This window comes from Bordetella genomosp. 7 (assembly GCF_002261265.1).
Lineage (GTDB): Bacteria > Pseudomonadota > Gammaproteobacteria > Burkholderiales > Burkholderiaceae_B > Bordetella_A.
The window spans coordinates 393,944-420,637 of sequence record NZ_NEVK01000001.1 but is presented as its reverse complement, the minus strand read 5'-3'; the positions used below and the strand labels follow the sequence as shown (position 1 = coordinate 420,637).

24 protein-coding genes and 1 tRNA gene are annotated in these 26,694 nt (G+C 64.7%); 4 read left to right on the top strand and 21 right to left on the bottom strand.

Features of this window, described 5'->3' with window-relative positions; genetic code table 11:
• Positions 1-18: 18 nt before the first annotated feature.
• The 12 genes from CAL19_RS01920 to CAL19_RS01865 all read right to left on the bottom strand — a co-directional run bounded on the left by CAL19_RS01920 (position 19) and on the right by CAL19_RS01865 (position 11,544).
• Positions 19-627: a cysteine hydrolase family protein gene (locus tag CAL19_RS01920; protein ID WP_094795859.1), complete on the bottom strand. Its 609-nt coding sequence runs from the start codon at positions 625-627 to the stop codon at positions 19-21.
• Positions 618-2,684 carry a hydantoinase/oxoprolinase family protein gene (locus CAL19_RS01915; RefSeq protein WP_094795858.1) on the bottom strand — a complete coding sequence of 689 codons (2,067 nt, stop codon included), beginning with the start codon at positions 2,682-2,684 and terminating at the stop codon, positions 618-620. The genes CAL19_RS01920 and CAL19_RS01915 overlap by 10 nt, the downstream gene beginning before the upstream one ends.
• Positions 2,681-4,351: a hydantoinase B/oxoprolinase family protein gene (locus tag CAL19_RS01910; RefSeq protein WP_094795922.1), complete on the bottom strand. Its 1,671-nt coding sequence runs from the start codon at positions 4,349-4,351 to the stop codon at positions 2,681-2,683. Before CAL19_RS01910 ends, CAL19_RS01915 begins: the two co-directional genes overlap by 4 nt.
• A 54-nt stretch (positions 4,352-4,405) precedes the next feature.
• Positions 4,406-5,116 (bottom strand): ABC transporter ATP-binding protein, encoded by a 711-nt coding sequence (locus CAL19_RS01905; RefSeq protein ID WP_026639323.1) that lies wholly within the window; start codon positions 5,114-5,116, stop codon positions 4,406-4,408.
• A complete protein-coding gene (locus tag CAL19_RS01900; RefSeq protein ID WP_026639324.1) occupies positions 5,113-5,868 on the bottom strand; it encodes an ABC transporter ATP-binding protein in 756 nt (251 codons plus the stop codon). The genes CAL19_RS01905 and CAL19_RS01900 overlap by 4 nt, the downstream gene beginning before the upstream one ends.
• The gene (locus CAL19_RS01895) at positions 5,861-6,829 is read right to left on the bottom strand and encodes a branched-chain amino acid ABC transporter permease (RefSeq protein WP_094795857.1); all 969 of its coding nucleotides are present in this window, start codon (positions 6,827-6,829) and stop codon (positions 5,861-5,863) included. Before CAL19_RS01895 ends, CAL19_RS01900 begins: the two co-directional genes overlap by 8 nt.
• A 2-nt stretch (positions 6,830-6,831) precedes the next feature.
• A complete protein-coding gene (locus tag CAL19_RS01890) occupies positions 6,832-7,704 on the bottom strand; it encodes a branched-chain amino acid ABC transporter permease (RefSeq protein ID WP_026639326.1) in 873 nt (290 codons plus the stop codon).
• A gap of 7 nt (positions 7,705-7,711) precedes the next feature.
• Positions 7,712-8,917: an ABC transporter substrate-binding protein gene (locus CAL19_RS01885; RefSeq protein WP_094795856.1), complete on the bottom strand. Its 1,206-nt coding sequence runs from the start codon at positions 8,915-8,917 to the stop codon at positions 7,712-7,714.
• 19 nt (positions 8,918-8,936) lie between these two features.
• Positions 8,937-9,731 carry a GntR family transcriptional regulator gene (locus CAL19_RS01880; RefSeq protein WP_026639328.1) on the bottom strand — a complete coding sequence of 265 codons (795 nt, stop codon included), beginning with the start codon at positions 9,729-9,731 and terminating at the stop codon, positions 8,937-8,939.
• A 131-nt stretch (positions 9,732-9,862) separates the two neighbouring features.
• Positions 9,863-10,702, bottom strand: coding sequence for an alpha/beta fold hydrolase (locus CAL19_RS01875; RefSeq protein ID WP_212589883.1), 840 nt, complete (start codon positions 10,700-10,702; stop codon positions 9,863-9,865).
• Positions 10,703-10,780: 78 nt separating this feature from the next.
• The gene (locus tag CAL19_RS01870; protein WP_094795855.1) at positions 10,781-11,218 is read right to left on the bottom strand and encodes a DoxX family protein; all 438 of its coding nucleotides are present in this window, start codon (positions 11,216-11,218) and stop codon (positions 10,781-10,783) included.
• Positions 11,218-11,544 carry a nuclear transport factor 2 family protein gene (locus CAL19_RS01865; RefSeq protein ID WP_026639331.1) on the bottom strand — a complete coding sequence of 109 codons (327 nt, stop codon included), beginning with the start codon at positions 11,542-11,544 and terminating at the stop codon, positions 11,218-11,220. The genes CAL19_RS01870 and CAL19_RS01865 overlap by 1 nt, the downstream gene beginning before the upstream one ends.
• Before the next feature lie 182 nt (positions 11,545-11,726).
• On the opposite strand from CAL19_RS01865, the gene CAL19_RS01860 reads away from it, so the two are divergent.
• Positions 11,727-12,650, top strand: a complete 924-nt coding sequence (locus CAL19_RS01860) for a LysR family transcriptional regulator (protein ID WP_141214342.1) — start codon at positions 11,727-11,729, stop codon at positions 12,648-12,650.
• On the opposite strand, the gene CAL19_RS01855 is transcribed toward CAL19_RS01860, so the two are convergent.
• The 5 genes from CAL19_RS01855 to CAL19_RS01835 all read right to left on the bottom strand — a co-directional run bounded on the left by CAL19_RS01855 (position 12,630) and on the right by CAL19_RS01835 (position 17,650).
• Positions 12,630-14,018 carry an amidase gene (locus tag CAL19_RS01855; RefSeq protein WP_094795853.1) on the bottom strand — a complete coding sequence of 463 codons (1,389 nt, stop codon included), beginning with the start codon at positions 14,016-14,018 and terminating at the stop codon, positions 12,630-12,632. The two genes, CAL19_RS01860 and CAL19_RS01855, sit on opposite strands and share 21 nt — an antisense overlap.
• The gene (locus CAL19_RS01850) at positions 14,015-14,194 is read right to left on the bottom strand and encodes a hypothetical protein (RefSeq protein WP_141214341.1); all 180 of its coding nucleotides are present in this window, start codon (positions 14,192-14,194) and stop codon (positions 14,015-14,017) included. Before CAL19_RS01850 ends, CAL19_RS01855 begins: the two co-directional genes overlap by 4 nt.
• A gap of 41 nt (positions 14,195-14,235) precedes the next feature.
• Positions 14,236-15,207 carry a tripartite tricarboxylate transporter substrate binding protein gene (locus CAL19_RS01845; RefSeq protein ID WP_094795851.1) on the bottom strand — a complete coding sequence of 324 codons (972 nt, stop codon included), beginning with the start codon at positions 15,205-15,207 and terminating at the stop codon, positions 14,236-14,238.
• 199 nt (positions 15,208-15,406) lie between these two features.
• Positions 15,407-16,282, bottom strand: coding sequence for a MurR/RpiR family transcriptional regulator (locus CAL19_RS01840; protein ID WP_094795850.1), 876 nt, complete (start codon positions 16,280-16,282; stop codon positions 15,407-15,409).
• A gap of 27 nt (positions 16,283-16,309) precedes the next feature.
• A complete protein-coding gene (locus CAL19_RS01835) occupies positions 16,310-17,650 on the bottom strand; it encodes an aspartate aminotransferase family protein (RefSeq protein ID WP_094795849.1) in 1,341 nt (446 codons plus the stop codon).
• Positions 17,651-17,786: 136 nt separating this feature from the next.
• Here CAL19_RS01835 and CAL19_RS01830 point away from each other — a divergent pair, with 136 nt between their 5' ends.
• From CAL19_RS01830 to CAL19_RS01820, 3 genes are all read left to right on the top strand, one after another.
• Positions 17,787-18,605, top strand: a complete 819-nt coding sequence (locus tag CAL19_RS01830; protein WP_170941487.1) for a carbon-nitrogen hydrolase family protein — start codon at positions 17,787-17,789, stop codon at positions 18,603-18,605.
• Between the two features lie 64 nt (positions 18,606-18,669).
• The gene (locus CAL19_RS01825) at positions 18,670-19,689 is read left to right on the top strand and encodes a Bug family tripartite tricarboxylate transporter substrate binding protein (protein ID WP_094795847.1); all 1,020 of its coding nucleotides are present in this window, start codon (positions 18,670-18,672) and stop codon (positions 19,687-19,689) included.
• The gene (locus CAL19_RS01820) at positions 19,686-21,185 is read left to right on the top strand and encodes a M81 family metallopeptidase (RefSeq protein WP_094795846.1); all 1,500 of its coding nucleotides are present in this window, start codon (positions 19,686-19,688) and stop codon (positions 21,183-21,185) included. The genes CAL19_RS01825 and CAL19_RS01820 overlap by 4 nt, the downstream gene beginning before the upstream one ends.
• 125 nt (positions 21,186-21,310) lie before the next feature.
• Here the strand turns inward: CAL19_RS01820 and CAL19_RS01815 are convergent.
• The 4 genes from CAL19_RS01815 to CAL19_RS01800 form a co-directional block, all read right to left on the bottom strand.
• A tRNA-Ser gene (locus CAL19_RS01815) sits at positions 21,311-21,401 on the bottom strand.
• Positions 21,402-21,738: 337 nt separating this feature from the next.
• Positions 21,739-23,295 carry a SpoVR family protein gene (locus CAL19_RS01810; protein WP_094795845.1) on the bottom strand — a complete coding sequence of 519 codons (1,557 nt, stop codon included), beginning with the start codon at positions 23,293-23,295 and terminating at the stop codon, positions 21,739-21,741.
• On the bottom strand, positions 23,292-24,551 hold the full coding sequence (locus CAL19_RS01805) for a YeaH/YhbH family protein (protein WP_026639341.1): 1,260 nt from the start codon (positions 24,549-24,551) through the stop codon (positions 23,292-23,294). The genes CAL19_RS01810 and CAL19_RS01805 overlap by 4 nt, the downstream gene beginning before the upstream one ends.
• 12 nt (positions 24,552-24,563) lie before the next feature.
• Positions 24,564-26,489 (bottom strand): PrkA family serine protein kinase, encoded by a 1,926-nt coding sequence (locus CAL19_RS01800; protein ID WP_170941486.1) that lies wholly within the window; start codon positions 26,487-26,489, stop codon positions 24,564-24,566.
• Between the last annotated feature and the right edge of the window lie 205 nt (positions 26,490-26,694).

The window sequence follows — 26,694 nt, the reverse complement described above, 5'->3', positions numbered from 1 at the left end:
CGGCAACGGCGCGGCGCGTCACGCGCGCAGCCGCGCCAGCATATCGTCACAGCCGGCAATGTCGGCCACCGAGCGCAGATCGGCCAGCGCCGCGTCATGCAGTTCGGGGCGCGGCGCGGCGCAGCCGTCGGCCAGTATCGTTACCCGGTAGTCGCGCATGTGCGCGTCGCGCGCCGTGCTGGCCACGCCGCCATTGGTGACGATGCCGCATATCGCCACATGGTCGATGCCCGCACGGCGCAGCACCCAGTCCAGCTGCGTGTTGAAGAAAGCCGAATACGCGACCTTGCATACCGCCACGTCCACCAGCCCATCAAGCTCGGCCACGCAGGCGTGGCCGGGGCTGCCTGCCACGAAGTCGCCCCTGCCCAGGAACGGCCGCAGCTGCTTCAGATGCGGCGAGATCATGGGTTCGCCGCGCGCATCGGGCCACAGGGTAAACAGGCTGGCGGCCACATAGCCGCCCGCCGCCTTCAGGGCCCGGGCAACCGGCGCCACGCGCGCGGGCACGGCACGGGCCTCGGCGGTGGCTGCGCCGCCCCGGTCGTAAGCGCCGCCCGGCGACAGAAAGTCATTCTGCAGATCGACGATGACCAGCGCCGTTTTCCGTGGGTCTGTCATGTGCATGGCTGCTCCTGCATGGCGGGGGTGATCAGCAGATTGCCCAACGTATCCACTCTGGCCGTGAAACCGGGCTCCAGCCAGATGGTCGTGTCCGGCTGCTCGAAAACGGCGGGCCCCGCAACCGCGGCCCCTGCGGGCAGGTCCAGCCGGCCATAGCGCACGGCATCCCACCACCGGCCGCCGTGATAGACCGCCTGCGTGCCCAGTGGGGCCGGCATGGTTTTCCCGGTGGGGCCCAGGACGGCAAGATCGAATTTGGGGCGCACGCCGATGCGCGCATAGCGCAGGTTCAGAACGCGCACCGCGATGCCCGGCAGGACGCGTCCATACGCGCGGCGATACGCCGCATCGAAGGCCGCCGCGATGGCTACGCGCGCAAGCGTCGAACGCGTCAATGCCACCGACACCGTGTGGCTCTGCCCTGCGTACAGCATGTCGAGCTCGATGTCCTCGCGCACCGTTTCGAACGCCACGCCGGCAGAATCCAGCCGCGCCTGACAGGCCTGCGCCATCGCGTCGATGCGGGCGTCCAGGCTATCGACGTCCAGCGCATCCAGGGCCACGTTCAAGGTTTGCACACTGTCGTGGCGCATATCGGCCATGACACAGCCCAGCGCCGAGGTCACGCCCGGATAGCGCGGGATGATGCCTTGCGTGCACCCCACTTCGCGCATCATGGCGCATACATGCAGTGCGCCGCCCCCGCCAAAGGGCATATAGGCAAACTTGCGCGGGTCATGGCCGCGCTCAATCGACACCAGCCGGACTGCGCCGGCCATCTTGGCGTTGGCCACCGTCAGGATCGCTTCGGCCGCGGCGCAAGGGTCCAGGCCCAGCGGCTCGCCCACGTGCCGTGCGATGGCCGCCCGGGCCTGCGCGATGTCCAGTTGCGCAAGCAGGCCGCCCCCCAGCGGGCGGTCGGCGGCTATGCGGCCCAGCAGCACGTTGGCATCGGTAACGGTGGGCCGCGTATTGCCGCGCCCGTAGCATGCCGGCCCGGGGTTGCTGCCGGCCGACTCGGGCCCCACCTGCAGCAGCCCGCCCGCGTCCACGCTTGCAATGGAACCGCCCCCGGCGCCTATGGTTTCGATCTGGATCATGGGCGCGCGCACGACCATGCCGAACTCTATGGACGTCTGCGCCGACAGCGACGCCTGGCCGCCCGACACCAGCGACACATCGAACGACGTGCCGCCCATATCGCCAGTGACCACGTCGGGCACCCCGGCGGCCCGCGCGATGGCCGCACACGCGATCACCCCTGCCGCCGGGCCCGACAGGGCCGTGCGCACCGGCACATCGCAGGCGGTCTGGCGCGACATGACGCCGCCATTGCTCTGCACGATCAGCAGCTCGCCGGCAAAACCCTGCGCCTGCAGATCGGCTTCCAGGCGCTGCAGATAGCCGCCCACGACGGGCTGCAACGCCGCGTTCAACGTGGCGGTGGAACAGCGTTCGAACTCGCGGATTTCCGGCAGCACCTCGGTGGCCGCGGTAACGTAGCCGTTGGGCCACATGGCGCGCACGCGCTGCACCGCCCGCGCTTCGTTGACAGGGTTGGCGTACGCGTTGATGAAGAACACGCAAACCGCCACGCAGCCGCGCGCCAGCAGCTCGCGCGCGGCCGCCTCGACCTGCTCCACATCCACCGGCGTGTGCACGGTGCCATCGGCAAGCACCCGTTCGTCCACCTCCACGCGCAGGTTGCGCGGCACCACGGGCACGTAGTTGCCGCGCAGACCCCACGTGTGGGGGCGGTCGCGCCGGCGCATTTCGAGCACATCGCGAAAACCCGCCGTCGTGATAATGCCCGTGGGCGCCACCTTGCGCTCCAGCAGTGCGTTGGTGCCTACCGTGGTGCCGTGCACAATGGTGGCGATCGAGCCGGCCCCGTCCGTCGCGCGGGCGACGCCATCCATGAAGCCTCGTGACTCGTCGCCGCGCGTGGACGGCACCTTGACCACCGCCGCCGTGCCGCGCCGCTCGTCCAGCACGAAAAGATCCGTAAACGTGCCGCCCACGTCCACGCCCACCACCACGGACGGCTGCGCTGTGCTCATACGGCTTGCTCCTGCTTCTTGTCCGTCACATAACCCATGGCCAGGTCATGCCCGCGCGCGGCCTCGTTGCGCGCCTGCGGCGGTCCATAGCCGCCTCCGCCGGGCGTCTCCAGGCGCACACGCTGGCCCCGCTTGAGCGCGATGCCCAGCATCTTGGAAGCCATGGGCGGCGCATGCCAGCCGTCGTCCTGCTGATAGCGGAACACATTGGGCGCCGCCGCCTGCCCGCCCGCGATGCCCTTGGGCGCGCTGCGCCCGCGCTCGCCGAAAATGAATGCCTCGGCGCTGTCTTCAAGCAGTTCGATCTCGTAGACGGCGCCCAGCCCGCCCCGATACGTGCCGTCGCCCGCCGAGTCCGGCCGCAATGCCCACTGGGTAAAGCGTATGGGATAGACCGCTTCCAGTATTTCCAGCGGCGGGATCGTAGCCGTGGAAATCGGCGCGTTGCCATGGCTCAGGCCGTCGCCGTCGCTACTGCCGCCGTGCCCGCCGCCGAAGAAGCTGAACATCACCCAGCGCTGCCCGCGGCGTGGCGCATCGCTGCGATAGCCGGCGATGGACAGCGCATTGATGGTGCCATAGGCCTGCGCCGGCGCGCGCTCCGGCGCCGCCTGTGCCATGGCGCAGAACACCACATCTATCATGCGCAGGATAGTCTCGGTATAGCCGCCCACCGGTCGCGGCCGCGCAGCCGAGATCAGCAGGCCATCAGGCAGCACCACCTCTACCGCGTCCAGCACGCCGGCGTTGGCGGGCACGTCGGGAAACACGTGCTTCAACGCCACATAACAGGCAGCAATGGCCGTCGCGCGCGAAATATTCACCGGGCCCGCGCAGGCGGGCGACGTCTGCGAAAAATCCAGCACCAGCTGGTCGCCGCGCACGGTAAGGGTCAGCGCAATGCGCAGGGGCTCGTCGCGCACGCCGTCGTTGTCCAGCGTGTCCTCGAACCGGTATTCGCCGTCGGGCAAGCGGCGAACGTGATCGCGCATCAGGCGCTGGGCGCGCTGCCGCAGTGTGTCGAGCGCCTCTTTGACGGCGGCGTCGCCGTATTCGTCCAGCAGGGCCTGCAGCCGCCGTGCGCCCAGGTCCAGGCCGGCCAGTTGCCCGTTCAGGTCGCCCCACAGACTGTCCGGCAGCCGGGTATTGGCCTTGAGAATGGCCAGGACGTCCTCGTCCAGCTCGCCTGCGCGCACGATGCGCACCGGCGGTATCTGCACCGCTTCCTGCCAGCACTCGGTGGCGGCAGGGTTGTAGTTGCCCGGCACGGCGCCGCCCACGTCATGCCAGTGCGCGGCCGACGCCAGAAAGCAGAACAGGCTGCCGTGCCGGAAGACGGGCCGCACCAGCTTGAAATCGTTGGCGTGCGTGCCTCCGTCGTACGGGTCGTTGAACAGCCAGATGTCGCCCTCGACCATGCCGCCCCGCCCCGCGGCGGCGCGCGCGGCCGCCTGCACGGCGAACGACATCGCGCCCACGAACACCGGCAGGCCCGACTTGCCCTGCACCAGGGTCGCGCCCGTGGCCGCATCGTACAGGCCGTGGCAGGCATCATGGGCCTCGGCGATGATGGGGTTGAAGGCGCTGCGGTACAGCGTCGCGTCCATCTCGTCGGCGATCTGTTCCAGGCGCCCTTTCAGTACGGCCAGGGTAACGGGATCAAGCATGGCAGACATCCAGCGCAATAGGAGAAAGAAACCGGTGGCGGGCCTGCGGCATGGCTACATTCCCAGGTAGGCGCGCCGCACGCCGTCGCTGGCCAGCAACTCGGAGCAAAGCCCGCTGTAGCGGACCGCGCCCTCTTCCAGCACATAACCGCGCTGGCCGGCCTCCAGCGACTGCGCGACGTTCTGCTCTACCAGCAGTATCGACAGCCCTTCGGCATGCAGCCGGCCGATCAGGCCGAACATCTCGTCCACCATCAGCGGCGACAGCCCCAGCGACGGCTCGTCCAGTATCAACAGCCGCGGCTCGGCCATCAGGCCGCGCCCGATGGCAAGCATCTGCTGTTCGCCGCCAGACATCGTGCCCGCGCGCTGGCCCAGGCGTTCGCGCAGCCGCGGAAAGATGTCCAGCACCTTGTCCAGGTTGCGGGCGCGCTGCCCGCGCCCCCGCGCATAAGCGCCAAGTTCCAGGTTTTCGCGCACATCCAGGTTGGGAAAGACGCGACGCCCCTCGGGCACCTGGATCAAGCCCGCACGCACGATGTCGCGATAGTGGCGCCCCGCAATTTCCTGGCCATCGAAACGCACCTGGCCGCTCCAGGGGCGGCACAGGCCGCACACCGCGTTATTCAGCGTCGACTTGCCGGCGCCGTTATTGCCCAGCAGCACCACGATCTCGCCGTCATCCACCCGCAAGTCCACGCCCCGCAGCACCTCGGTACGGCCATAGCCCGCGCGCAGGCCGCTGACTTCCAGCAACGCCGTCATTGCGCCGCCCCCATCGCCGCCAGGCGCCGGGCGGCGCCATGCCCCAGGTATGCCTCGATGACCGGGGCGTCGCGCGTCACCTGGGCGGGCGCGCCCTGCGCGATCAGCCGCCCCTGCGACAGCACCCAGACGTGTTCGGCCAGGCTCATCACGGCACGCATCACATGTTCGATCATCAGCACCGCTACGCCGTCGGCCACCACCTGGCGCAACACCGGGATCATGTCGTCGATCTCCGAAGGGTTCAGACCAGCCAGCACCTCGTCCAGCAGCAGCAGCCGCGGGCGAGTCGCCAGGGCGCGCGCGAGCTCCAGGCGCTTGCGGCCGGCCACGGTAAGGTCCGCGGCGGGCTTGTCCAGATGGGCCTGCAGATTGACGCGCCGCGCGATATCTTCGGCGGCCTCAAGCGCCTGCCGGCGATCGGCCAGCCGCAGGTGCGCGCCCACGGCAATATTCTGGCGCACCGTCTGCGCCCCGAAGGGCTGCACGATCTGGAACGTGCGCGTCAGGCCCAGCCGCGCGGCCTGCTGCGGCGGCATGCCGGTAATATCGCGGCCCGCGAACACCACCCGGCCGTGCGATGGGCTCAAAAAGCCAGACAGCAGCGCGAACAGCGTCGTCTTGCCGGCCCCATTGGGCCCGACCAGCGCCGTCAGCGACCCGGCCGGCACATCCAGGCTGACGTCCTGTACCGCCTTCAGGCCGCCAAAAGCGATAGAGAGGTTGCGCGCCTGCAGCAGCGTATCAGCCACGGCGGCGCTCCCCCGCGCCCAGCAGGCGCCTGGCCGATATGCCGGCGCCGGCAACGCCGCGCGGCGCAAACATCACGATCAGGATCAGCACTACCCCGTAGATCACCATATTGATGCCGGGCAGTTCGCCAAACAGGTTGCGTGTCAGGTCGGCCACCAGATGCAGCGCCAGCGCGCCCAGCACCGGCCCCCACAACGTGCCCATCCCGCCCACGATGGCGCCCACCAGCGCCTCGACGGAGACGGCCGGCCCGAATGCGATGCCGGGGTCGATGTACTGGAACACTTGCACATAAAAGGCGCCGGCGGCCGCCATGAAGCCAGCCGACCACCCTATGCCGCCCAACTTGATGCGCAAGGGATCGATGCCCACCGCGCGGGCGGCATCTTCGTTGTCGCGCACGGCCTGCAGGTACGCGCCAAAACGCGAATGCCTCAGCCATGCCGTCACCAGCAGGGCCAGCATCACAAACGCCAGCAACAAGTAGATATAGCCATGGCGCGTGGCAAACTGCATGTTTGCCGCGCCTTCCTGCAGCGGCACCATCAACCCGACGCCGCCGCCGGTAAACGGCACCGACACCGCCAGAATGCGGAACACCTCGGCGAACGCCAGCGTCACCAGCGCGAAATAAGACCCTCGCAAGCCGTAGCGGAACGTCAGCCCGCCCACCGCCAGCCCCGCCCCGGCGCCCAGCGCGATGGCAAGCGGCAACGCCAGCCACGGGTTCAGGCCCAGGCTGAGCTGCCCCAGCGCCTGCCCGTATGCACCCACGCCAAAGAACAGCGCATGTCCGAACGACAACTGCCCGCCATAGCCACCCAGAATATTCCATGCCTGCGCGAGCAGCGTGGCGTACAGCGTCATCATGATGAACGTCAGGGCCACACCCGACTGCATCATCGTGGCGGCAACCGCCACGGCCACACCGAACAGCAGCACGGCATACAAGTCTTTCATGATCAGGCCCGGGCTCCGAACAAACCCTGCGGGCGGAACAGCAGCACCAGGATAAAGATGGCGAAGATGCCCATCTGCCCCAACGTATCGCCCCACAGCAGCCCGCCCACCGACTCGACCACGCCAACCAGCAGCCCGCCGGCCAGCGCGCCGGCAAAGCTGCCCATGCCGCCCAGCACCACGATGGTAAAGGCCACCAGCACAAAGCCGCTTCCCACCTGCGGGTTGACGTAATATGCCGGCAACAGAAAGCATGCCGCCGCCCCCAGGCACGCCATGCCGATGCCGAACGACAAGGCATACACGCGTTCGACATCGATGCCCATCAACTTGGCGCCCTGCTTTTCGCGGGCCACCGCGCGTATCGCGCGGCCCAGGTCGGTGCGGCGGATCATCCACAACAACGCCGCCGCCACCACCAGCGCCCCGGCAAACGCCATGAGCTTGGGCAGCGCGATGAAAGCCGGCCCGATCTCGACCGTGGACAAGGTATAGGGCGTATCGATACTGCGCGTATCCGACTTGAACCAGACCAGCGCCAGGTTTTCCAGCACAATGGCCAGGCCCAGCGTCACCAGCAGAATGTTCTCGTCCTTGCCGTGGCTGGCCCGGCTGATCACCACACGCTGAAGGGCGTAGCCCAGCCCGAACATGCCCGCCATGACCAGCGGCAGCGCCACATACGGGTCGATTTCCAATCTGACTTTCAGCCAGTACACCGCGTACAGGGCCACCATCAGGGCGGCCCCGTGCGCGAAATTGATGATGTGCAGCACGCCGTAGATCAGCGTCAGCCCCAGCGCCACCAGGGCGTACACCGCGCCGGTGGTCAGGCCGTTGAGCAGCGCCGTGAACAGGATCGCCGGGTCCAGCAGCACGGCGTCAGGCCTTCAAGGGAAACACGGCTTGCGCCTGGCGGTACTCTTCAGGAAAAACCACCTTGATGTCGCCGTCGAGCACCTGCGTCAGCAAGGGCCGCGCGCCGGTATTCTGGCCGTCGACGAACTTGGTGGGCCCGTACGGCATCAAGTGGTCTGCGAACGTGCTGCCGGCCAGCGCCTGCGTGACAGCGGCCCGGTCGGCCGACCCGGCGCGCTCCAGCGCGTCGGCCAGCAGGAACATGCTGGTGTAGGTCATGAACACTTCATAGCTGAAATAAGCGTCCTTGGCCTCGACCCGGGCCTTCAACGGCGCCACGCGCGCATCCTTGGGATTGAACCAGTGGTTGCAGTCCAGGATGCCGTTGGCCACATCGGGAAATTCCTTCAGGAACTTGTAGCTCGACGCCGCGCCGCCCAGCACCGAATAAATGGCCTTGGGCTGCACCTTCTGCTGCTTCATGGCGCGCAAGAGCAGCGCGTACTCGTTGTAATAGTTGGCGGGGATCACGATGTCCGGCCGCGCCGAACGCATGCGCAGCACAATATTGTTGAAATCCCGCGTGGGGTTGGGATGCTTGAGCACTTCGGTGATCTCGAAGCCGTGCCCGGGCAACGCCTTGGACAACAGCGCGGCCGTGCCCGTGCCGAACAGCGAGTCCTCGTGCACGATCATCACCGTCTTGGCCGGCTTGCCCGCCGCGTCGTTCAGTGCCACCAGGTCGGCGATGGCGCGTTCGGTGCAACTGCGATATCCCGGCCCGAAACGAAACGTGTTCTTCAGCCCGCGCTCGACGATCTGGTCGGCCACGCCCACGTCCACGACATGGGGCAGGCCGTACTTGGCGGCCGCCTGCGTCGTGGCCAGGCAGATGGCCGACGCATAGGCGCCCACAATGGCCGACACCCCCGCCGAGTGCATTTTCTCGACCTCGGCCGAGCCCACCTCGGGGCGCGACTGCGCATCGCCCAGCACCGCCTCGAGCGGCGCGCCGCCCAGCGATTTGATGCCGCCCGCCTTGTTGATGTCTTCGATGGCCAGCAGCGCGCCCAGGCGGCACTGCTGGCCCGAATAGGCCAGCGCGCCGGTAACCGGATGCAGCACGCCCACTTTCACGGGTTGCGCGGATTGCGCGCGGGCCATCCACGGCGCCGCCATCATGGCGGCCGCCCCGGCGGATCTGGCAAGGAATATGCGGCGCGTAGTCATGGGTAGATCTCCGTTTTTATCAGTGGAACTGGGCGGACAGCTCTTCGCTGACCCAGACTTTGGCGTCGATACTGCCAACGCGCGACAGCTGTAGTTGATACTGATAGCGGTCGGGGCGATACAGCCCCTGCAGCAACTGCACCGGGCGGTCGTGCACGTCGCGCACCAGCCGCGTAACGGCCAGCAGCGCCGAGCCCACGGCCACGTCCAGGTGCCGCGCCACCTGCGCGTCGGCCAGCCGCGCGCTGATGGTCTGCGTGGCCACGCCGAACTCCACGCCCGCGCTTTCCAGCAGCATCAGCAGCGGCTGGTGCTCCAGGTCGGCGCGGCTGAAATCCGCGACCGAACATGGCACATAGGTGGTGATATATGACAGCGGCCCCGCGTCGGTGCTGCGCACCCGCAGGCTCTTGTGCACCGCAGCGCCCGCCTGGATCTCGAGCTCGCGCGCCACCGCCGGCGTGGCGCCGACGCGCTCGCTGTCGAGCACCTGCACGGCGGTGCGCAACCCCATGTTGACGATGTTTTCCAGAAGGCCGGTCAGATGGGCCTTGTGCGCGTCATCGGGCGGCAACGCCTGCGCCCCGGCAGCCGGCCGGATAACGCGCGTGCCGCGGCCGGGCCGGCGCGACACCAGGCCGTCAGTCACCAGCATTTCCATCGCCTTGCGGATGGTGATGCGGGCGACGCCGAACTGGTCCGCCAGCGCATGCTCGCCCGGCACGCCGTCGTGGTCGTAACGCCCTTCCTGCAACTGCTCGCGCAGCACAAGATAGATCTGGTGATACTTCGGGAGCGGCAGAGAGGTTCCCATAGTGCATGCACTCTAGGATTCTCTTAATGTAGGGTCAATAGAACAAATATGGCGCAAGCTGTTCTATCGGGAAAATACTAGGTGGCCGGCGCAACGGCGTTTGCGCCGGCCACGCGCCGGCCCGCTGCGTGTCAGCGGACGGCTTTTTGTATAAAGGCGGCCAGAAGCTCGGTAACTTCGTCGGGCGCCTCCAGCGAAGACACATGGCCGGCGCCCGCCAGTTCGACGAACTTGCAGCCCAGCGCCTCGGCCATCGCCCTGCCCTCTGCGGGCGGCCGCGAACGATCCTGCTCGCCGGTGACGACCAGCGCGGGCATGGTCAGCCTGCGCAGATCGGCCAGCCCATCGCGCCGCCCGAAAATCATCCGACCCAGGGGAACAATGCTTTGCACGATATCTTCGCGGCTGGCCTGGCGCAGCCCCTGGCGGAACATGTCGATCAGGTCCTGGCGATGCGCCAGCGATGTGGCGCTGAAGAACAACGGCAATATCGCGTCGACGATGGCGTCCGGCACCGCACCGACCGACTCGGCCGTCTTGAGCATGGAGAAATAGCGTTCCCTGGACGGCGCAGGCTCGCTGCCGAAAAACGTGCCCAGCAGCACCAGCCCCGACACGCGGTCAGGAACCTGCAAAGCGAGCTCGACGCCCCACATTCCGCCCACCGAAAGCCCGGCGACAACGAAGTTCTCAACCCCGAGCCGGTCGAGCAGTTCAAGATGCTGCCGGGCCAGATGCCCCAGATCAGCCGTGCCGGCCGGCATGGCGGCGCTTTTGCCATGCCCCCAGAGCTCCGGCACGATGACGCGGCAATGCTCGGACAGCGCAGCGATCTGCGGCGCCCACATCTGGGCAGACCAGAGATAGCTGTGCCCTAAAACCACCGTCGGCCCCGACCCAATATCAAGGTACGACATCGTCGACCCGCCGATCTCGGCGAGCCGTTTCTCTTGCTCAAAATCTATAGACATTACTACCCTTCAAAGTGATTTTTGCATTCCGCGGGAAAGCGCCTTGCCGGGCGCGCGTCGCGCGCCACAGCGTGTGTCTTATGCGGCTGCCTGGGGCTCGACTGCGCGCAGGCTGCCGCGCCGCTGGCGAAACGCTTCCAATGCGACAGCCAGGCAGGCGATGGCCCAGAACACGGGGTATTCGTAGCCCCCGCTGTTCCAGACCCAGCCTTTAAAGCCGGTAACGCTATGCAATGCGTACGCGGCTGTCAGGAGGATAAACGCGCCCGCCAATACTGCGTATCGAGTAAAAATGCCCAACACCAGCGCCACGCCGACCACGGCTTCCAGCACGGCAGCCAACCACACAAAGGCGGCCGCTGGCGAAAAGCCGGCGGTTTCAAAAAAACCCAGCACCATGGGGTTGATGGTAGTGAAGCCGACGAACTTGCCGGCAACGTGCGGAAAGAAAAATGCGCCAGCGGCGATGCGCAGCAGATTCCAACCGTTGGTGAGATCGAAGCGGCCCTTGGACATCAGCTGATCTCCAGTGAGGTGATCTTGCCTTCGACCAGGCCGAACACATGGTCGAGCTGCACCGGGCTGCCCGGAAAGTCGCCCTCGACACGGGTCACGACCTTGAGCCGGTCTCCTACAGGGGCAACACTGACGGGCGTCACCGTATAGGTGAACTTCTTCTGCGCCTCGCGCTGCCACGATTTGATGGCATCGTGCCCGCGATGCGTGCGGCCTTCATCAAAGACCACTGCATCGGGTGCAAACACATGGACGACATCTTCAATGTCTACGCCATTGGCGATTTTCAGGTAAACGGAAACGGGCTCGGGCAGGGTAAGCGTCATCGTTGCGTGCTTGCTCTATCGTTTGTGGGGCAGCAATTTTCACAACGATCGGGCAAGTCAACAAGAACGCACGAAAAGGTAAGCAACGGAATTGACGGGAAGCTGGCTAATCCAGGGCACTCCACCGATAGGGGCTGAAGCTGTACGATCCATCGAAATCCAGATAGCATGGCGGTCTCTGCGTGCTTGCACCCATCCAGATGGACCTGAAACAGCTGCGCCAGTTTGTTGTTCTCAGTGAAACGCTCAACATCAGCCTGGCCGCTCAGAAGCTTTTTTTAGGGCAGCCAGCGCTGTCCGTGTCGCTCCGAAAACTTGAAGAAGAATGGGGCTGCCAATTGTTCGAGCGCACTCCGCGCGGCATGCGGCTTACCATGGCGGGCTCCGCGGCGCTGGAAGATGCCCGGCGGGCCCTCATGCATGCCCATCAGGCTCGCGACAAGGCACGGCTGGTTGCCACCGGCCAAGCGGGCACGCTCAAATTGGGGTTCATCGGTTCGGCAATGAGCACCATATTGCCAAGACTATTAGCCTGGTTCTGCCTGCGGCACCCCCAGATCCGTCTTGAACCGCTGGAACACACGAATTCCATCATCGTGGAACTCGTCAAGAGCGGAGACATCGATATCGGCGTCGTCCGGTTGCCCATCGGCGATCATCCAGACCTAAGCATCGCCCACTTGCAAGATGACTGGCTGGAAGTGGTCATGCCCCGCAATCACCCTTTGGCGTCGCGGCAACAGGTCACCCTGTGCGAGGTCGCAGGGTATCCGTTCATTCAATATACGGGCGAAGTGCATGGCGGCCTGTCCCACATCATCGAGGGTCTCTTCCAGGCCGAAGGCCACATGCCCAATGTGACGCACAAAGCGGTGCAGGTCCAGTCGGTCGTGGGGCTTGTGGACGCCGGACTGGGTCTGGGCATCGTGCCCAACTCCCTGGCTTCGCGGCTGCCCGACTCGCTGGTCCTGCGGCCGCTCGCTGGCGACCACGCCCCAAAAACAAGCTTGGGCTTGATCATGCCAGCGACCTCGTCCACTCCGGCCTGCGAGTTGTTTTACACGGCCGCCATGGACTGGAAAACGTCAACCCTGCAAGTCCGGTAAGGCCTGCCGCTCCCAGCCGCTCAGGCGCTCGATGGCACGAGCCACCCGCAGCACCGTCGCCTCGTCGAAATAGCGGCCCACCACCTGCACCGCCAAAGGCAGGCCTTGCGCAGACAATCCCACAGGCACGGTGACCGTCGGATGCCCGGTCACATTGAAGAGGTAGGTTTGCACGGGCCAGAAGCGAAAATACGGCGTCGGCTCAAAGGGTGGCGCCACATCGAGCGTCACCGCGGTAAGCAGCACGTCCACGTGCTCCAGGACGCGGTTTACGTCGGCGGCCAACTGCCGCCTCACCCGCATGGCAGTCAAGTAATCTTCGGAACCGATTGCGGCCCCGAGCACGAAGCGGGGCAATGTCAGTTCACCGTAGTCGTCCGGACGCTCGCGGATCCAGTCCCGATGTACCGAAAAAATCTCGGCGCTGTTGATCACGCGCCCGCATGCCAGAAATACGGCCGGATCAGGCAAAGTGATTTCGCTCACAACGGCGCCGGCCTCCTCGAGCTGGACTTCCGTATTGGACATCGCGTCGAGAAACGCGGCAGAGGCAAGGGGCGAATTCTGAAAGGTATGCCGGGGCACGCCGACTCGAAGCTTCTCGACCCCCTGCTCCAGGTCGCTCGTATAGTCGGCGACCGGCACGGGCGCACTGGAGGGGTCGCGCGCGTCATGCCCCGCCAGCACTTGCAGCGTCAGGGCGGCATCTTCGACACTGCGCGTGAGCGGGCCACAATGGTCTAGCGTCCAGGATAGGGGAAAGACGCCATACTTGGAAACACGGCCATAAGTGGGCTTCAGCCCGACGGCGCCGCACCAGGCGGCGGGAACCCCGATAGACCCCCCGGTGCAGGTTCCCAGCGCAATCCGGGTGTAGCCGGCCGCGATCGCGGCCCCTGAGCCAGACGACGACCCCCCCGGGATGCGGCTCAGGTCCCAGGGATTGCGCGCGGGCGGGAAAGGCAGGTCAAAGCTCGGCCCGCCCAATGCAAACTCATGGGTGGCGAGCTTGCCAAGTAACACGGCGCCGGCGTCGCGCAGCTTTTGCACCGGGCCCGAATCATCTTCGGCTACGTGGTCCAGCCGCAGTTTGGAATGACAGGTCGTGGGTTGGCCGACAACGTCGTATAGGTCTTTAACCGCAACCGGAATACCATGCAGCGGCGAACGGACGCGGCCGTTCGCGAGCTCGGCATCGGCCTGGCGGGCTGCCGCCAGCGCGCCGACCGCATCCACACGTATGAAAGCGCAAGTGCGCGCGTTGGTGGCGGCGATGCGGGCCAGCAGCGCTTGAGTCAATGCCACCGACGTTTTGAGTCCGCTACGCAGATGCTCGGCTTGCCGACGGATGGAAGTGTCGGTGCTCACGGCAGGCCCCCCGGCGCGATAACCGTCATGATGTGAGAACGCGCGCTCGAATCAAGCTGCTGTTCCAGCAGGTTCATCTGGTCTCGCAATAGGCGGTACTCTGCCAGTACCAGTTCAAGCCGCTCATCGGGAACCATGATCCTGTTCCGGGCGAGTATCTCGAGCAACTGCTGCATATCGCCGCCAGTGGAAACGGATGCCTCCGACATGGCAAGCCTCACAGTTGCTCGATGTCGGCGTCCTGCACGACGCGCTTCCACTTTTCGACATCACGCGCAATGAACGCCTGGGTGTCCTCGGCGCTTTGCCAGATGGTCAGGTTGCCCAGTCCCGCAAACCTGGCGCGGATGGGCTCGCTTTCTAGAATGGCCTTCATTTCCGCGTTCAACGTATCGATGATCGCGCGCGGGGTGCCTTTGGGAGCCAACAGCACGGTCCAGGCGGCCTCATGAAATCCGGAAAGCATTTGCGGACTTTGCTCTGCCAAAGTAACCCACTCGGGAGCCAAAGGCGAACGCTCGCGGGTGGCAATGCCGATCCCCTGGACACGCTTTGCGTCTACATGCTGCCGGCCACTGGACATCTCATCGAAGGCGATATCGACCTGCTCGCCAATGAGCGCATTCATCGCCGGCCCGGCGCCTTGAAAAGGAACATGCACCATCTTCAGGCCCGTGGCCAGACTGAATACCTCCATGGCCATGTGCGACGAGGTGCCGTTGCCCGGGCTGCCGTATGTCAATTCTTGCGGCCGGCTCTTGGCCACCCGAACCAACTCTTCTACGCTGGATACTCCCAGACCGGGGCGACTGATCAATATGAGGGGCCCTTCGTTAATGGTGCTGATGGCCTCGAAGTCGTTCACGATGTCGTAGCCGACGTCTTTATAGAGCGCCGCGCCGATGGTCTGCGCGGTGGTGCCGATCAGAAGCGTATAGCCATCGGCTTTGGACCTGGCCACGTAGCGGGATCCCACATTGCCGGCGGCGCCGGAACGATTCTCAACGACCACGCTCACCTTCAGGCGCTCGCTGAGTTCCTTGCCGATCAGACGGCCGACAAAGTCGGTGGCCCCGCCAGGCGGAAAGGGCACCACGAGTGAAATGGGTTTATCTGGCCATGCCGCTTGGGCGATGCAGGAAACGCTGCATAGCAGACCGGCCAGCAAGGAACTCAGAAGATTCTTCATGATTGCCCGCACCTTTTTTAAGAAGAATGAAAAACGGAAAGACGGCGGGGGTGTGGCTTGTATGGCAAGCGCCGTCGTCGCAAGCAACTATACGAAGCGTGCGACGACATTGACTAATACCGTTTGGCAATGGCGATATTGACGGCATCAATAGCCAGGCATTCAGGCCTCATGCAGCATGACATCGGCCCGCGGCCGCCTATGCCTGGTCTTTCAAGTACACGGCGAATTTCCGCAGCTGCACTTCGCTTTCTTCGATTTCCTGCAAACTGGCGCGCCCGCCCCGGGCGACCAGCAGGGCGACCAGCGTCTGCGCCACGGACAACGCGGGCACTACCGACGGGAACAACGACGGCGTCGCGTTGGCGACCACGATCAACGCGGTGGCCCGCGCCGCGATCGGCGACACGACGCTGTCGGTGACGCTGACCACGCGCAGGCCGCGCCCGCGTGCGAACCGCACGGCAGATACCGCGTCGCGCGCATAGGGCTCGTAACTGAACACCAACAGCGCATCGTCGGGCCCCGCGCGACGCAGATCGTCGGCGAACGTGCCCGCGATCCCGGACAACAGCGTCGTGTTGTGCTTGAACAGGCCGCAGGCATAGTTGAAGTAGAAAGCGGCTGGAAAAAGACTGCGCAAGCCCGCCACATAGATGTGCCGGGCCCCGGCCAGAACGTCGGCTGCCGCCCGGATGGCGTCTAGCCCTGCCGGGTCCAACAGCGATTGCAGATTGCCGCTGTCGGCATGCACAAGTTCGCGCACCAGGCTTTCCGTTTTGTCGCGCGCGCCGCGCTGCTGCAGCGCCGTAGCGCGCTGCGAGAACGAGCCGGCCCCATTGGCCAGCCAATTGCGGTAAACCGTGCGCAGCGCCTCGTAGCCGTCGAACCCCAGGTGCCGCGCCAAACGGTGCATGGCGCTGGACTGCAGGCCGGCCTCGGCGGCCGCGGTACGCATGGAGTGCAGCGCGATAGCCTGGGGATTGTCGATGACGTAGCGGGCCGCGCGTTGCAGAGTGGGTGGCAGCGCGTCATACTGTTTTTCGATGAGTTTATCGACCGCGCTCTTGTTCATCGACGTTCCTGTATTGATGCCGGGCGCCTATTTTACGGTTGGCATCGCGGCGATCGCGGCGTCGATCGATACACCCAGCAGTTCGACCGCGGCGTCCAGTTCGGCCCTGTTGGTCACGTAGGGCGGAGCCAGCAGCACGTGGTCGCCGCGTTCGCCGTCTATTGTTCCGCCGCCGGGATAGCACAGCAACCCCCGCGCCAGGGCCTCTTGCTTGATGCGCGCGTGCAGTTGCAGCGCGGCATCGAACGGCGTGTCGGGCTCGCGCCGGGTCACCAGCTCGATGGCCTGGAACAGGCCGCGCCCCCGAATGTCGCCCACGTGGGGGTGCTCGGCGAAGCGCGCCCGCAATTGTGCGTGCAGATAAGCGCCCAGCTGGTCCGACTGCAGCACCAACCCGTCGCGCGCCACGATGCGCTGCACGGCCAAGGCGGCGGCGCACGCGACCGGGTGGCCTACATACGTATGGCCGTGCTGGAAGGCGCCCGACCCCGCGACAATGGCGTCCACCACCCGGTCGTGCGCCATCACGGCCGCGATGGGCTGATAGCCCCCGCCCAGTCCCTTGGCCAGGCATAGCAAGTCGGGGACCACGTCTTCGCGCTCGAACGCATGATAGGCCCCGGTGCGGCCCAGGCCCGACATGACTTCGTCCAGGATCAGCAGCACGCCATAGCGGTCGCACACGGCGCGGATCTTGCGGAAGTACCCGGGCACCGCGCATACCGCGCCGGCCGTGGCCCCCACCACGGTTTCCGCGATGAAAGCACTGACCGTCTGCGGCCCGAGCGCCAGGATCTTCTGTTCCAGTTCGTCGGCCAGCCGCGTGCCGTAGGCCTCGTCGGACTCGCCGGGGTGGCGGTAGTGCCGCGCGAAGCAAGGCGAAACATGGTGGCTGTCAGGTAGCAGGGGCTGGTACAGCGCGCGCCGTCCGCGGTGGCCGCCGATCGCCAGCGCCCCCAGCGTATTGCCGTGATAGCTCTGCATACGGGCGATGTTGTGGCGCCGGCCCGGTTCGCCGCGCTCGACGTGATATTGCCGCGCCATCTTCAACGCCGTTTCCACGGCCTCGGAACCACTGGACAGGAAGTAGACGTGCCCAAGGCCGGCCGGCGAACGCCGCGCCAGCAGATCGGCCAGCTGCTCGGCGGGCTCGGACGTAAAAAAGCTGGTGTGCGCGTATTCCAGCTTGCGCATCTGGTCGACCACCGCCTCGATCACTTCGGGATGGCCGTGCCCCAGGCACGACACCGCCGCCCCGCCCGAGCCGTCGTAGTAGCGCCGCCCGGCCTGATCGAACAGGAAACTACCCTCGCCTCGCAAGGCGGTGGCGGGGGGCTTGCGGGGGTTGCGGTGAAAGATATGCGTCATGGTGAATGGTGCCCGAGCCGGTTGACTCGAGCCCCCTAAAAATGGATCATATGATTCATACTATCAGAAAATGGATCATTTGATCACTTGCCGGACGCGCCCGGCCAGTGTGCTGACCCGCCACCGGAACATGGTCATGAAAATTGCCTGCATACAGATGCGCAGCACCGAAAACCTGCAGCAGAACCTGGCCAAGGCAAGCGCCTATGTAGCGCAGGCCGCCGGCCAAGGCGCCGAACTGGCGGTGCTGCCGGAATTCTTCAATACCATCTTCTTTGCCCAGTACCAGGATCCCAAATACCACGCGCTGGCCGAACGCGATGACGGCCCCAGCATTACCGCCATGCGCGAGGCCGCGCAACGGCACGGCATCGCAGTCGTGGCCACGCTTTACGAACAGGTCGAGGCCGGGCTGTACTTCGATACCGCCATGCACATCGACCCCGCCGGCGAAATCATCTTCAAATATCGCAAGGTCCATCCCGCCGCGGTGCGCAGCCTGGAAAAGATCTACTTCCGCTATGGCACGCGCTTCGACACGTACCGGCTGGACGACTGGCGCGTGGGCATCGGTATTTGCTATGACATGGGTTTTCCCGAGACCGCCCGTTGCCTGGCTGCCAATGGCGCCGAACTGCTGATCGCGCCGTACGCCACGTCGCGCACCCACATGTTCCAGGAGGTACTGCGCACCCGCGCCTTCGAAAACGGCTGCTTCCTCGCTGCCGCCAATAAGGTTGGACGCGAAGGCGACTGGCACATGGGCGGTGGCAGCCTGATCGCGGCGCCGGACGGCACGGTGCTCAAAAGCGCCAACACCACCGAAGATGCCTTGCTGCTGGCCGATATCGACCGGGCCCAAGTCGAGCAGGCCCGCATCGCCTATCCGTCGCGGCGCGACCGGCGGCCCGATCTTTACGGACCGCTGGTGCGCGAAGCGGATGCGAACCTATAACAGACATCCGGACGTTTTCCGACGCCTTTTTCAGGCGACATTCACAGACAAGGGATTAACCACCATGCAGAAGCAAGTCCGTTCTGGCCCCGGCGCCGCGCGCCGCCAGGCCCTGAAATTCCTGGCCTGGCCAGCCGCCGCCGTGGCGGCGCTGGCGCTGGGCGCGCAGCCCGCCTACGCGGCCGACAATTGGCCCACCAAGCCCATCGTGCTGATCGTGCCTTTTGCCGCCGGCGGCACCACCGACCTGCTGGCCCGCCTGGTGGCCGACGGTCTATCCAAGGGCCTGAAGCAGAACGTCGTCGTCGAGAATAAGCCCGGCGCGGGCGCCAACATCGGCGCAGCCGAAGTGGCGCGCGCCGCGCCCGACGGCTACACACTGCTGATGGGCACTCCCGGGCCTCTGGCCATCAACCCGTACGTGTATTCGCAGATGCCGTTCGATCCGGCCAAAGACTTCACGGCCGTATCCTATGTGGCCGATGTGCCGAACGTCATCCTGGCCAATCCAGCAACGGGCCTGAAAAACATTTCCGACCTGCTGGCTCGCGCCAAGGAGAAGCCCGGACAGCTGAACTGGGGCTCGCCTGGCGTAGGCAGCACCGGCCATATCCAGCTGGAACTGCTCAAGCATCTGTCGGGCGTAGACATCGCGCACGTGCCGTACAAGGGCGCGTCTCAGGCGTCGGCCGACCTGATCGCAGGCCACATCGAACTGGCAGGCGACAACGTGCCCACCGCCCTGGCGAACATCCGAGCCGGCAAACTGGTGGCCCTGGGCGTAGCGAGCAATGACGAACTGGAAGTGCTGCCAGGTGTGCGGCCGGTACGCGAAGCCGTACCGGGTTATCTCCTGCCCTCCTGGTTCGTCATCGTGGCGCCGGCCGGTACGCCCCAGCCCGTCGTCGACAAGATCAGCGGCGTGATCGACGCCTTCGAGAAAGAGCCCGCCACCATCGAGAAATTCCGCGCACTGGGCGCCGTGCCGGTGGGCGGCCCCGCCGAACGCCTGGCCAAGCATCTGAAGGCTGAGCAGGCGCGCTACGGCGACGTGCTCAAGAACATCCAAGGAACTTCCAAATGACGCGCAAACGACTGGCCGTGGCACGCCTGTGGTTCGAAGGCAATGCGTTCGGGCCGGTGCCCGCAGGGATGCCGCAATTCGAGCAATACGAATGGCAGGCCGGCCCCGCCGTACTTGATGCCATGCGCGGCACCGCTACTGAACTGGGTGCCGTGGCCCGTTTCGCGGATACGCATCCCGAATGGGAAGTCGTGGTGCTGCGCTGCGCCGCCGCGCTGCCGGCTGGCCCCATCGACAAAGCCGTGATGCAGCGTTACATGCAGGAAGTGCGGGCCGGCCTGCAGGCCGGCATTGTCCAGGGCGGCTGGGATGCGGTCTATCTGTCGTTGCATGGCGCCGCCATCACCGACCAGCGCGAAACCCCCGAACTGGACATCGCCCGGATGGTGCGCGAACTGCTGCCCAGCGTGCCGCTGGGCGCCAGCTTCGACCTGCACGGCAATATGCCCCCGGCCTGGGCCGACGTACTCGACATAGCCTCCGTGTATCGCACGCACCCGCATATCGACATGGATGAAGCGGCCGATCGTGTGCTCGACGGCCTGGTGCGCTGCGCAACCCGGGGCTTGCGCACCCGACGCGTGCTGCTGAATGAAGGCGTGGTCCTGCCCAGCATCAATATGCGCACCGCCCCCGGCGGCCCGATGCATGTGCTGGAGCAGGCCGCCCGCGACGCCACGGTAGGGCCCGTGATCGACGTGTCGGTATTCGGCGGCTTTCCCTACTCGGATACCGCGGCCACCGGCGCATCGGTATTCGCGGTCAGCGATGCCGGGGCCGACCCCGACGGCCGGGCGGCGGAGGCGGCCGCCCGCCAGGTGATGAACCGCATCCACGAACTGGCCGAGGCATTCCGCATGCGGCTGCCGTCAGCCAGCGAGGCCCTGAGCGCGGCGCTTGCCAACACCAAACCTGGCCTGATTGCGGTCACGGATTCGGGTGACAACCCGCTGTCGGGCGGCGGCGGCGACACGCCAGGATTGTTCCAGGCCCTGATCGACGCAATGCCGCAGGTGCCCACCCTGTTCGCCAGCTTTGCCGATCCGGATACCGTACAGGCCGCGCACAGGGCCGGCGTGGGCCGGCCCGTACAGGCCACGCTGGGTGGACGCAATGGCCCCCACTTTGGCGCGGGCGTTCCGGTGCGTGCTGTCGTGGAACGCCTGACGGACGGCGTGTTTGTCAATACCGGCCCCATGCAAACCGGCGTGGAACGGCGCTGCGGCCCGAGCGCGGTGCTGCGCATCGAGGGCTTGCCGTCGCTGCGCGTCATCGTAACCGAACGCGTGGTCGCGGCCGACGACCCCGCCTTCTATACCTTGCATGGCATCGATCCGGCAGATCTGCGGCTACTGTGCGTCAAGGCAAAAAACCATTTCCGCGCCGCGTTCGCGCAGCGCTGCGCGGAAATCATCGATTGCGATGCACCCGGGCCGGCGTGCCTGGACTTATCCAAGCTGCCGTTCAAGCATCGCCATATCCCGGCGGGATACTGATGTGCACGGCGCAGGACTAAGCCCAATCAGAACGCCTTTATCGAGGGACCACTATAGACTATAAGCCCTTGATTTTTCACGAAAAATAAAAAAGACCCTTGATTTTCAAGGGCCTTTTTAAACTCTGGCGGACAGAGGGGGATTCGAACCCCCGATACGCTATGAACGTATACACGCTTTCCAGGCGTGCGCCTTCAACCACTCGGCCACCTGTCCTACATAAGCCGGCCTCGACAGCCGGACCAGCCGGGCGAAGCCGCAAATGCGAATCCGCGATTCTAGCAGAATGACGAGCGGCTGGTATAAGGGGCCAGCGGGGCGAGCATATGGGGACAGATGGATCGGCGAGATCGCGGGGCGAGCGCCGCTCTTGTTGAAGGGTGTCTGACTCCTTGGGAAGGGTGTCTGACACCTTCGGAGTCAGACACCGGGGGCATCATGCCGGCCGGTGCGACACCCGACCTGCGCGGTCCGACCTGCGCGGCCCGACCTGCGCGGCCCGACCTGCGCGGCCCGACCGGCCCTGCCCGACCTTCGCGGCCCGCTACGGCTCTTACGAGGGGGTGTTGGTCGGGTTGACTTCGCGGTATGCCAGCACGGTGCCGTCGGGCGCGGTTTCTTCCAGGCGGACCTTGAAGCCCCACAGCCGGCCCAGGTGTTTCATGACCTGCTCGGCGTCTTCGCTGGCCAGCGGCCGGCCGCGGGTTTGCAGGTGGCGCAGCACTAGCGAACGATCGGACTCGCGGCGATAGCGAACCACCTGGATGTCGGGCACCTGGTTGTCGCGGTTGTGCTGCGCGGCCAGCAGTTTACGGATTTCGCGATAGCCGTCGTCGTCGTGGATGGCGGCCACTTCCAGATAGGGGTCGGCCTCGTGGTCGGCGATGGCAAAGAACCGGAACTCGCGTATCAGCCGCGGCGACAGGTACTGCGAGATGAACGACTCATCCTTGAAGTTGCGCATGGCGAAGTCGAGCGTCTTTACCCAGTCGGCCCCCGCAATGTCGGGAAACCAGCTGCGGTCTTCGGGCGTTGGGGATTCGCAGATGCGACGGATGTCCTGCATCATCGCAAAGCCGAGCGCGTACGGGTTGATGCCGCCATAGCCCTGTTCGTCGAAGCCGCGCTGGCTGACGACGTTGGTGTGGCTTTGCAGGAATTCCATCATGAACCCGTCGGTGACCAGGCCTTTTTCGTGCAGGCGGTTCAGCAGGGTGTAGTGCCAGAAGGTGGCCCACCCTTCGTTCATGACTTTGGTCTGCCCTTGCGGATAGAAGTACTGCGAGATCTTGCGCACGATGCGCACCAGCTCTTTCTGCCACGGCTCGAGCTTGGGCGAGTGCTTCTCGATGAAATACAGCAGGTTTTCTTCAGGCTCGGGCGGGAAGGCCGTGCGCCGCTTTTCTTCGGCCGGATCGGGCTCGGTGCGCGGCAGGGTGCGCCACAAGTCGTTGTACTGCAGGCGCGCATGTTCTTCGCGCTCTGCCTGGCGCTGGGCTTCTTCCTTGTACGAAATGGGAGCCGGACGCTTGTACCTGTCTACCCCGTGCGGCGCCAGCGCGTGGCACGAATCCAGCACTGCCTCGACCGCGTCGATGCCATACCGGCTTTCGCAGTCCATTACGTACTTGCGGGCGAACACCAGGTAATCCAGGATGCTGTCGGCGTCGGTCCACTGGCGAAACAGGTAGTTGCCCTTGAAGAAAGAGTTGTGGCCATAGCAGGCGTGCGCGATCACCAGCGCCTGCATGGCCATGGAATTTTCTTCCATCAAATAGGCGATGCAGGGGTTGGAGTTGATGACGATCTCGTACGCCAGGCCCTGCATGCCGCGCCGGTAGAACTGTTCGTTGCGGATGAATTCCTTGCCGTACGACCAATGCGGATAGCCCAGAGGCAGGCCTGCGGATGCGTAGGCATCAAGCATCTGCTCGGAAGTAATGACTTCGATCTGGTTCGGGTAGGTGTCCAGCCCGAACTCCCCCGCCACTTGTGAAATGGCTTCGTCATAGCGCTGGATCAGTTCGAACGTCCACTCGGAACCTTCGGAGATGGGCCGGGCACGCCCAAGAGCCTCCAGCTCGGCACGAGAGCCCACGATGGCGTTCATGCTGTTTCCTTTTTGAACAGATCATGGAACACGGGGTAGATTTCGCCGCGCTCATGAATGCGTCGCATCGCGAAATGCGGCGCAGATTCCTGCTCGTACTCGGCCCACAGGCTGCTTTTGCGGGCCTCTTGCGAGTCGGGGACTTCGATGTACGCAAAGTAGCGGGTTGCCGGCAACAGCTTTTCGGCCAGGAACCGGGCGCTCTTGCCGGCGTCGGCGCCAAATGAATCGCCGTCGCTTGCCTGCGCGGCGTACACGTTCCAGGCGCCGGGCGGATAGCGCTCAAGCATGATCTCGTTCATGAGTTCCAGCGCCGACAGCACGATGGTGCCGCCGCTTTTCGGGTCGTAAAAGAACGTGTGTTCGTCTACCTCTTCGGCGTTGTCGGTGTGGCGGATGAACACCACGTCCACGTGTTCGTATTTGCGCGACAGGAACAAATACAGCAGCGTGAAAAAGCGCTTGGCCAGGTCTTTCTTGCCTTCGTCCATGGACCCCGACACGTCCATCAGGCAGAACATGACCGCGCGCGCCATGGGCATGGCAACGGACACGCGGTTGCGATAGCGCAGGTCCAGGTCGTCAAGGAAAGGCAGGCGCGCCAGACGGTTGGTGCAGTCTTCAACCGCTTTGCGCAGCGCGTCGATTTCGTCTTGCGGCGCGCCGGCGGCAATGGCTGCATCCAGCTTGCCCTGCGCTGCCTCGAGTTCGGCGCGCGCGGCCACGCCCAGCGCCACGCGCCGCGACAGCGATGCCTTAAGGGTACGGCTGACGCTCAACAGGCTGGGTGAGCCCGTGGTGGTGTAGCCGGCTCGCTGCCATTTTTTCTGGGTGACGTCGCCCAGCTGGGTGCGGATCAGGTGCGGCAGTTCCAGGTCTTCGAAGAACAGGTTCAGGAACTCCGCGCGCGACAGGCTGAAGGTGAACTGGTCGACCGATTCGCCTTCGCCGGGCTCGCTGCCGCCCTGCCCCTGCCCGCCGGATGGCCGCTGGAAGGTGTCGCCTTTGGCGAACTCGCGGTTGCCCGGGTGTACGAGTTCGCGGTCGCCGCCGGGGCCGTGGCGGAAATGCGGCTCGGAAATATCGCGCGCGGGCAGGTTGATTTCCCCGCCCTGGTCCATGTCTTCGATGGACCGCTCGCGCACCAGATCCTGTACGGCCCGCCGGATCTGGTTTTTGTATCGCCTGAGAAATCGCTCGCGGTTGACCGCGCTTTTATTGCGGCCGTTCAGGCGCCGATCGATGAGTGAATTCATGATTCACCTCGCTCAGGATGACTTCCTTACGCGCAGGTACCATTCGCACAGCAGGCGTACCTGCTTTTCGGTATACCCCTTTTCCACCATGCGGTCGACAAAGCTCTGGTGCTTGCTCTTGTCTTCTGCGGAAGCCTTGGCGTTGAAGGATATGACAGGCAGCAGGTCTTCGGTGTTCGAGAACATTTTCTTCTCGATCACTTCGCGCAGCTTTTCGTAGCTGGTCCAGTTGGGGTTGCGGCCGGCGTTGTTGGCGCGGGCGCGCAGCACGAAGTTGACGATCTCGTTGCGGAAGTCTTTGGGGTTGGCGATGCCGGCGGGCTTCTCGATTTTCTCGAGTTCGTCGTTCAGCGCGCTGCGATCGAAACTTTCTCCGGTTTCGGGGTCGCGGAATTCTTCGTCCTGTATCCAGCAATCGGCAAACGTGACGTACCGGTCGAAGATGTTCTGCCCGTACTCGGAATACGATTCCAGGTAGGCGGTCTGGATTTCCTTGCCGATGAACTCGGCATACCGCGGCGCCAGGTAGCCCTTGATGAAATCCAGATAGCGGCGCCGGATTTCTTCAGGGTAGTCTTCGCGGGCAATGCGCTGTTCAAGCACGTACATCAGGTGCACCGGGTTGGCGGCCACTTCAGTCTGGTCGTGGTTGAACACGCTGGACAGGATCTTGTAGGCAAAGCGCGTGGATACGCCCGTCATGCCTTCGTCGGTGCCCGCGTAGTCTTTGTATTCTTGCAAGGCCTTGGCCTTGGGGTCGACGTCTTTGAGCGACTCGCCGTCGTACACGCGCAGCTTGGAATAAACGCTGGAGTTCTCGGGTTCTTTCAGGCGCGTCAGCACCGAGAACTGCGCCATCATTTCCAGGGTGCCCGGCGCGCAAGGCGCCGTGGCCAGCGAGCTGTTGCGCAGCAGCTTTTTGTAGATCTCGACCTCTTCGGTTATCTGCAGGCAGTACGGCACCTTGACGATATAAATGCGGTCAAGGAAGGCCTCGTTGTGCTTGTTGTTGCGGAAGGTCTGCCATTCGGATTCGTTCGAGTGCGCCAGGATGATGCCGTTGAACGGAATAGCGGAAAAACCCTCGGTGCCCTTGAAGTTGCCTTCTTGCGTGGCCGTCAGCAAGGGATGCAGCATCTTGATGGGCGCCTTGAACATCTCGACAAATTCCAGCAGCCCCTGGTTGGCCAGGCACAGGCCGCCCGAGTAGCTATAGGCGTCGGGGTCGTCTTGCGAGTGGCGGTCCAGCTTGCGGATGTCGACCTTGCCAACCAGCGACGAGATGTCCTGGTTGTTTTCGTCGCCCGGCTCGGTCTTGGCGATGCCTATCTGCCGCAATACCGACGGATTCAGGCGCACCACGCGAAACTTCGATATATCGCCTTCGAATTCCTTCAGGCGTTTCACGGCCCACGGCGACATGATGCCGCTGAGATACCGGCGCGGAATGCCGTATTCTTTTTCGAGCGTATTGCCGAACCGGTCGGGATGGAACAGCCCCAGCGGCGATTCATTTACCGGCGAGCCTTTGAGCGCATAGATGGGGTAGGCTTCCATCAGCGCCTTCAGCCGCTCGGCAATCGACGACTTGCCGCCGCCTACCGGCCCCAACAGATACAGGATCTGCTTGCGCTCTTCCAGGCCCTGCGCAGCATGCTTGAAGAAAGCCACGATCTGGTCGATGACTTCTTCCAGGCCGAAGAATTCTTTGAACGCGGGGTAGCGACGCACGATCCGGTTGGAGAACAGCCTGGACAGCCGTGGATCGTTGCGGGAGTCGACCAGTTCGGGTTCGCCTATCGCCGCCAGCATGCGTTCTGCCGGGCTGGCATAGGCCATGGGGTCTTCTCTGGCCAGAGCCAGGTATTCCTCGAGGGAAAGTTCGGTTTCCTGGTCTTTCGCGTACAGCGACTTGAAGCCTTCGACGATGTTTTGCACGGATAACCTCCTACAACGCATGGCCTGGTCGGTTAAAAAGTCCGTTGCCCCATTGTGTGCCTGAACGCATGATGTAGCCAGACTTTCTGGTTATGGGGTCATGCACATCATCTTGATATGTTGCTTTCGCCACACACCACAGCTAGGGCTGACGAGCTTCTTATCGGTTAGGCTACCCTACATCGAAACAGTTCCGCGAATCTGG

Coding starts and splice junctions, on each gene's coding strand:
- CAL19_RS01830 (WP_170941487.1), top strand. CDS start 17,787: ATGAAAATTGCCTGCATACAGATGCGCAGCACCGAAAACCTGCAGCAG.
- CAL19_RS01805 (WP_026639341.1), bottom strand. CDS start 24,551: ATGAATTCACTCATCGATCGGCGCCTGAACGGCCGCAATAAAAGCGCG.
- CAL19_RS01835 (WP_094795849.1), bottom strand. CDS start 17,650: ATGACGCATATCTTTCACCGCAACCCCCGCAAGCCCCCCGCCACCGCC.
- CAL19_RS01850 (WP_141214341.1), bottom strand. CDS start 14,194: ATGCAGCAGTTGCTCGAGATACTCGCCCGGAACAGGATCATGGTTCCC.
- CAL19_RS01915 (WP_094795858.1), bottom strand. CDS start 2,684: ATGAGCACAGCGCAGCCGTCCGTGGTGGTGGGCGTGGACGTGGGCGGC.
- CAL19_RS01820 (WP_094795846.1), top strand. CDS start 19,686: ATGACGCGCAAACGACTGGCCGTGGCACGCCTGTGGTTCGAAGGCAAT.
- CAL19_RS01845 (WP_094795851.1), bottom strand. CDS start 15,207: ATGAAGAATCTTCTGAGTTCCTTGCTGGCCGGTCTGCTATGCAGCGTT.
- CAL19_RS01920 (WP_094795859.1), bottom strand. CDS start 627: ATGCACATGACAGACCCACGGAAAACGGCGCTGGTCATCGTCGATCTG.
- CAL19_RS01895 (WP_094795857.1), bottom strand. CDS start 6,829: ATGAAAGACTTGTATGCCGTGCTGCTGTTCGGTGTGGCCGTGGCGGTT.
- CAL19_RS01885 (WP_094795856.1), bottom strand. CDS start 8,917: ATGACTACGCGCCGCATATTCCTTGCCAGATCCGCCGGGGCGGCCGCC.
- CAL19_RS01910 (WP_094795922.1), bottom strand. CDS start 4,351: ATGCTTGATCCCGTTACCCTGGCCGTACTGAAAGGGCGCCTGGAACAG.
- CAL19_RS01825 (WP_094795847.1), top strand. CDS start 18,670: ATGCAGAAGCAAGTCCGTTCTGGCCCCGGCGCCGCGCGCCGCCAGGCC.
- CAL19_RS01905 (WP_026639323.1), bottom strand. CDS start 5,116: ATGACGGCGTTGCTGGAAGTCAGCGGCCTGCGCGCGGGCTATGGCCGT.
- CAL19_RS01870 (WP_094795855.1), bottom strand. CDS start 11,218: ATGTCCAAGGGCCGCTTCGATCTCACCAACGGTTGGAATCTGCTGCGC.
- CAL19_RS01840 (WP_094795850.1), bottom strand. CDS start 16,282: ATGAACAAGAGCGCGGTCGATAAACTCATCGAAAAACAGTATGACGCG.
- CAL19_RS01865 (WP_026639331.1), bottom strand. CDS start 11,544: ATGACGCTTACCCTGCCCGAGCCCGTTTCCGTTTACCTGAAAATCGCC.
- CAL19_RS01810 (WP_094795845.1), bottom strand. CDS start 23,295: ATGAACGCCATCGTGGGCTCTCGTGCCGAGCTGGAGGCTCTTGGGCGT.
- CAL19_RS01880 (WP_026639328.1), bottom strand. CDS start 9,731: ATGGGAACCTCTCTGCCGCTCCCGAAGTATCACCAGATCTATCTTGTG.
- CAL19_RS01875 (WP_212589883.1), bottom strand. CDS start 10,702: ATGTCTATAGATTTTGAGCAAGAGAAACGGCTCGCCGAGATCGGCGGG.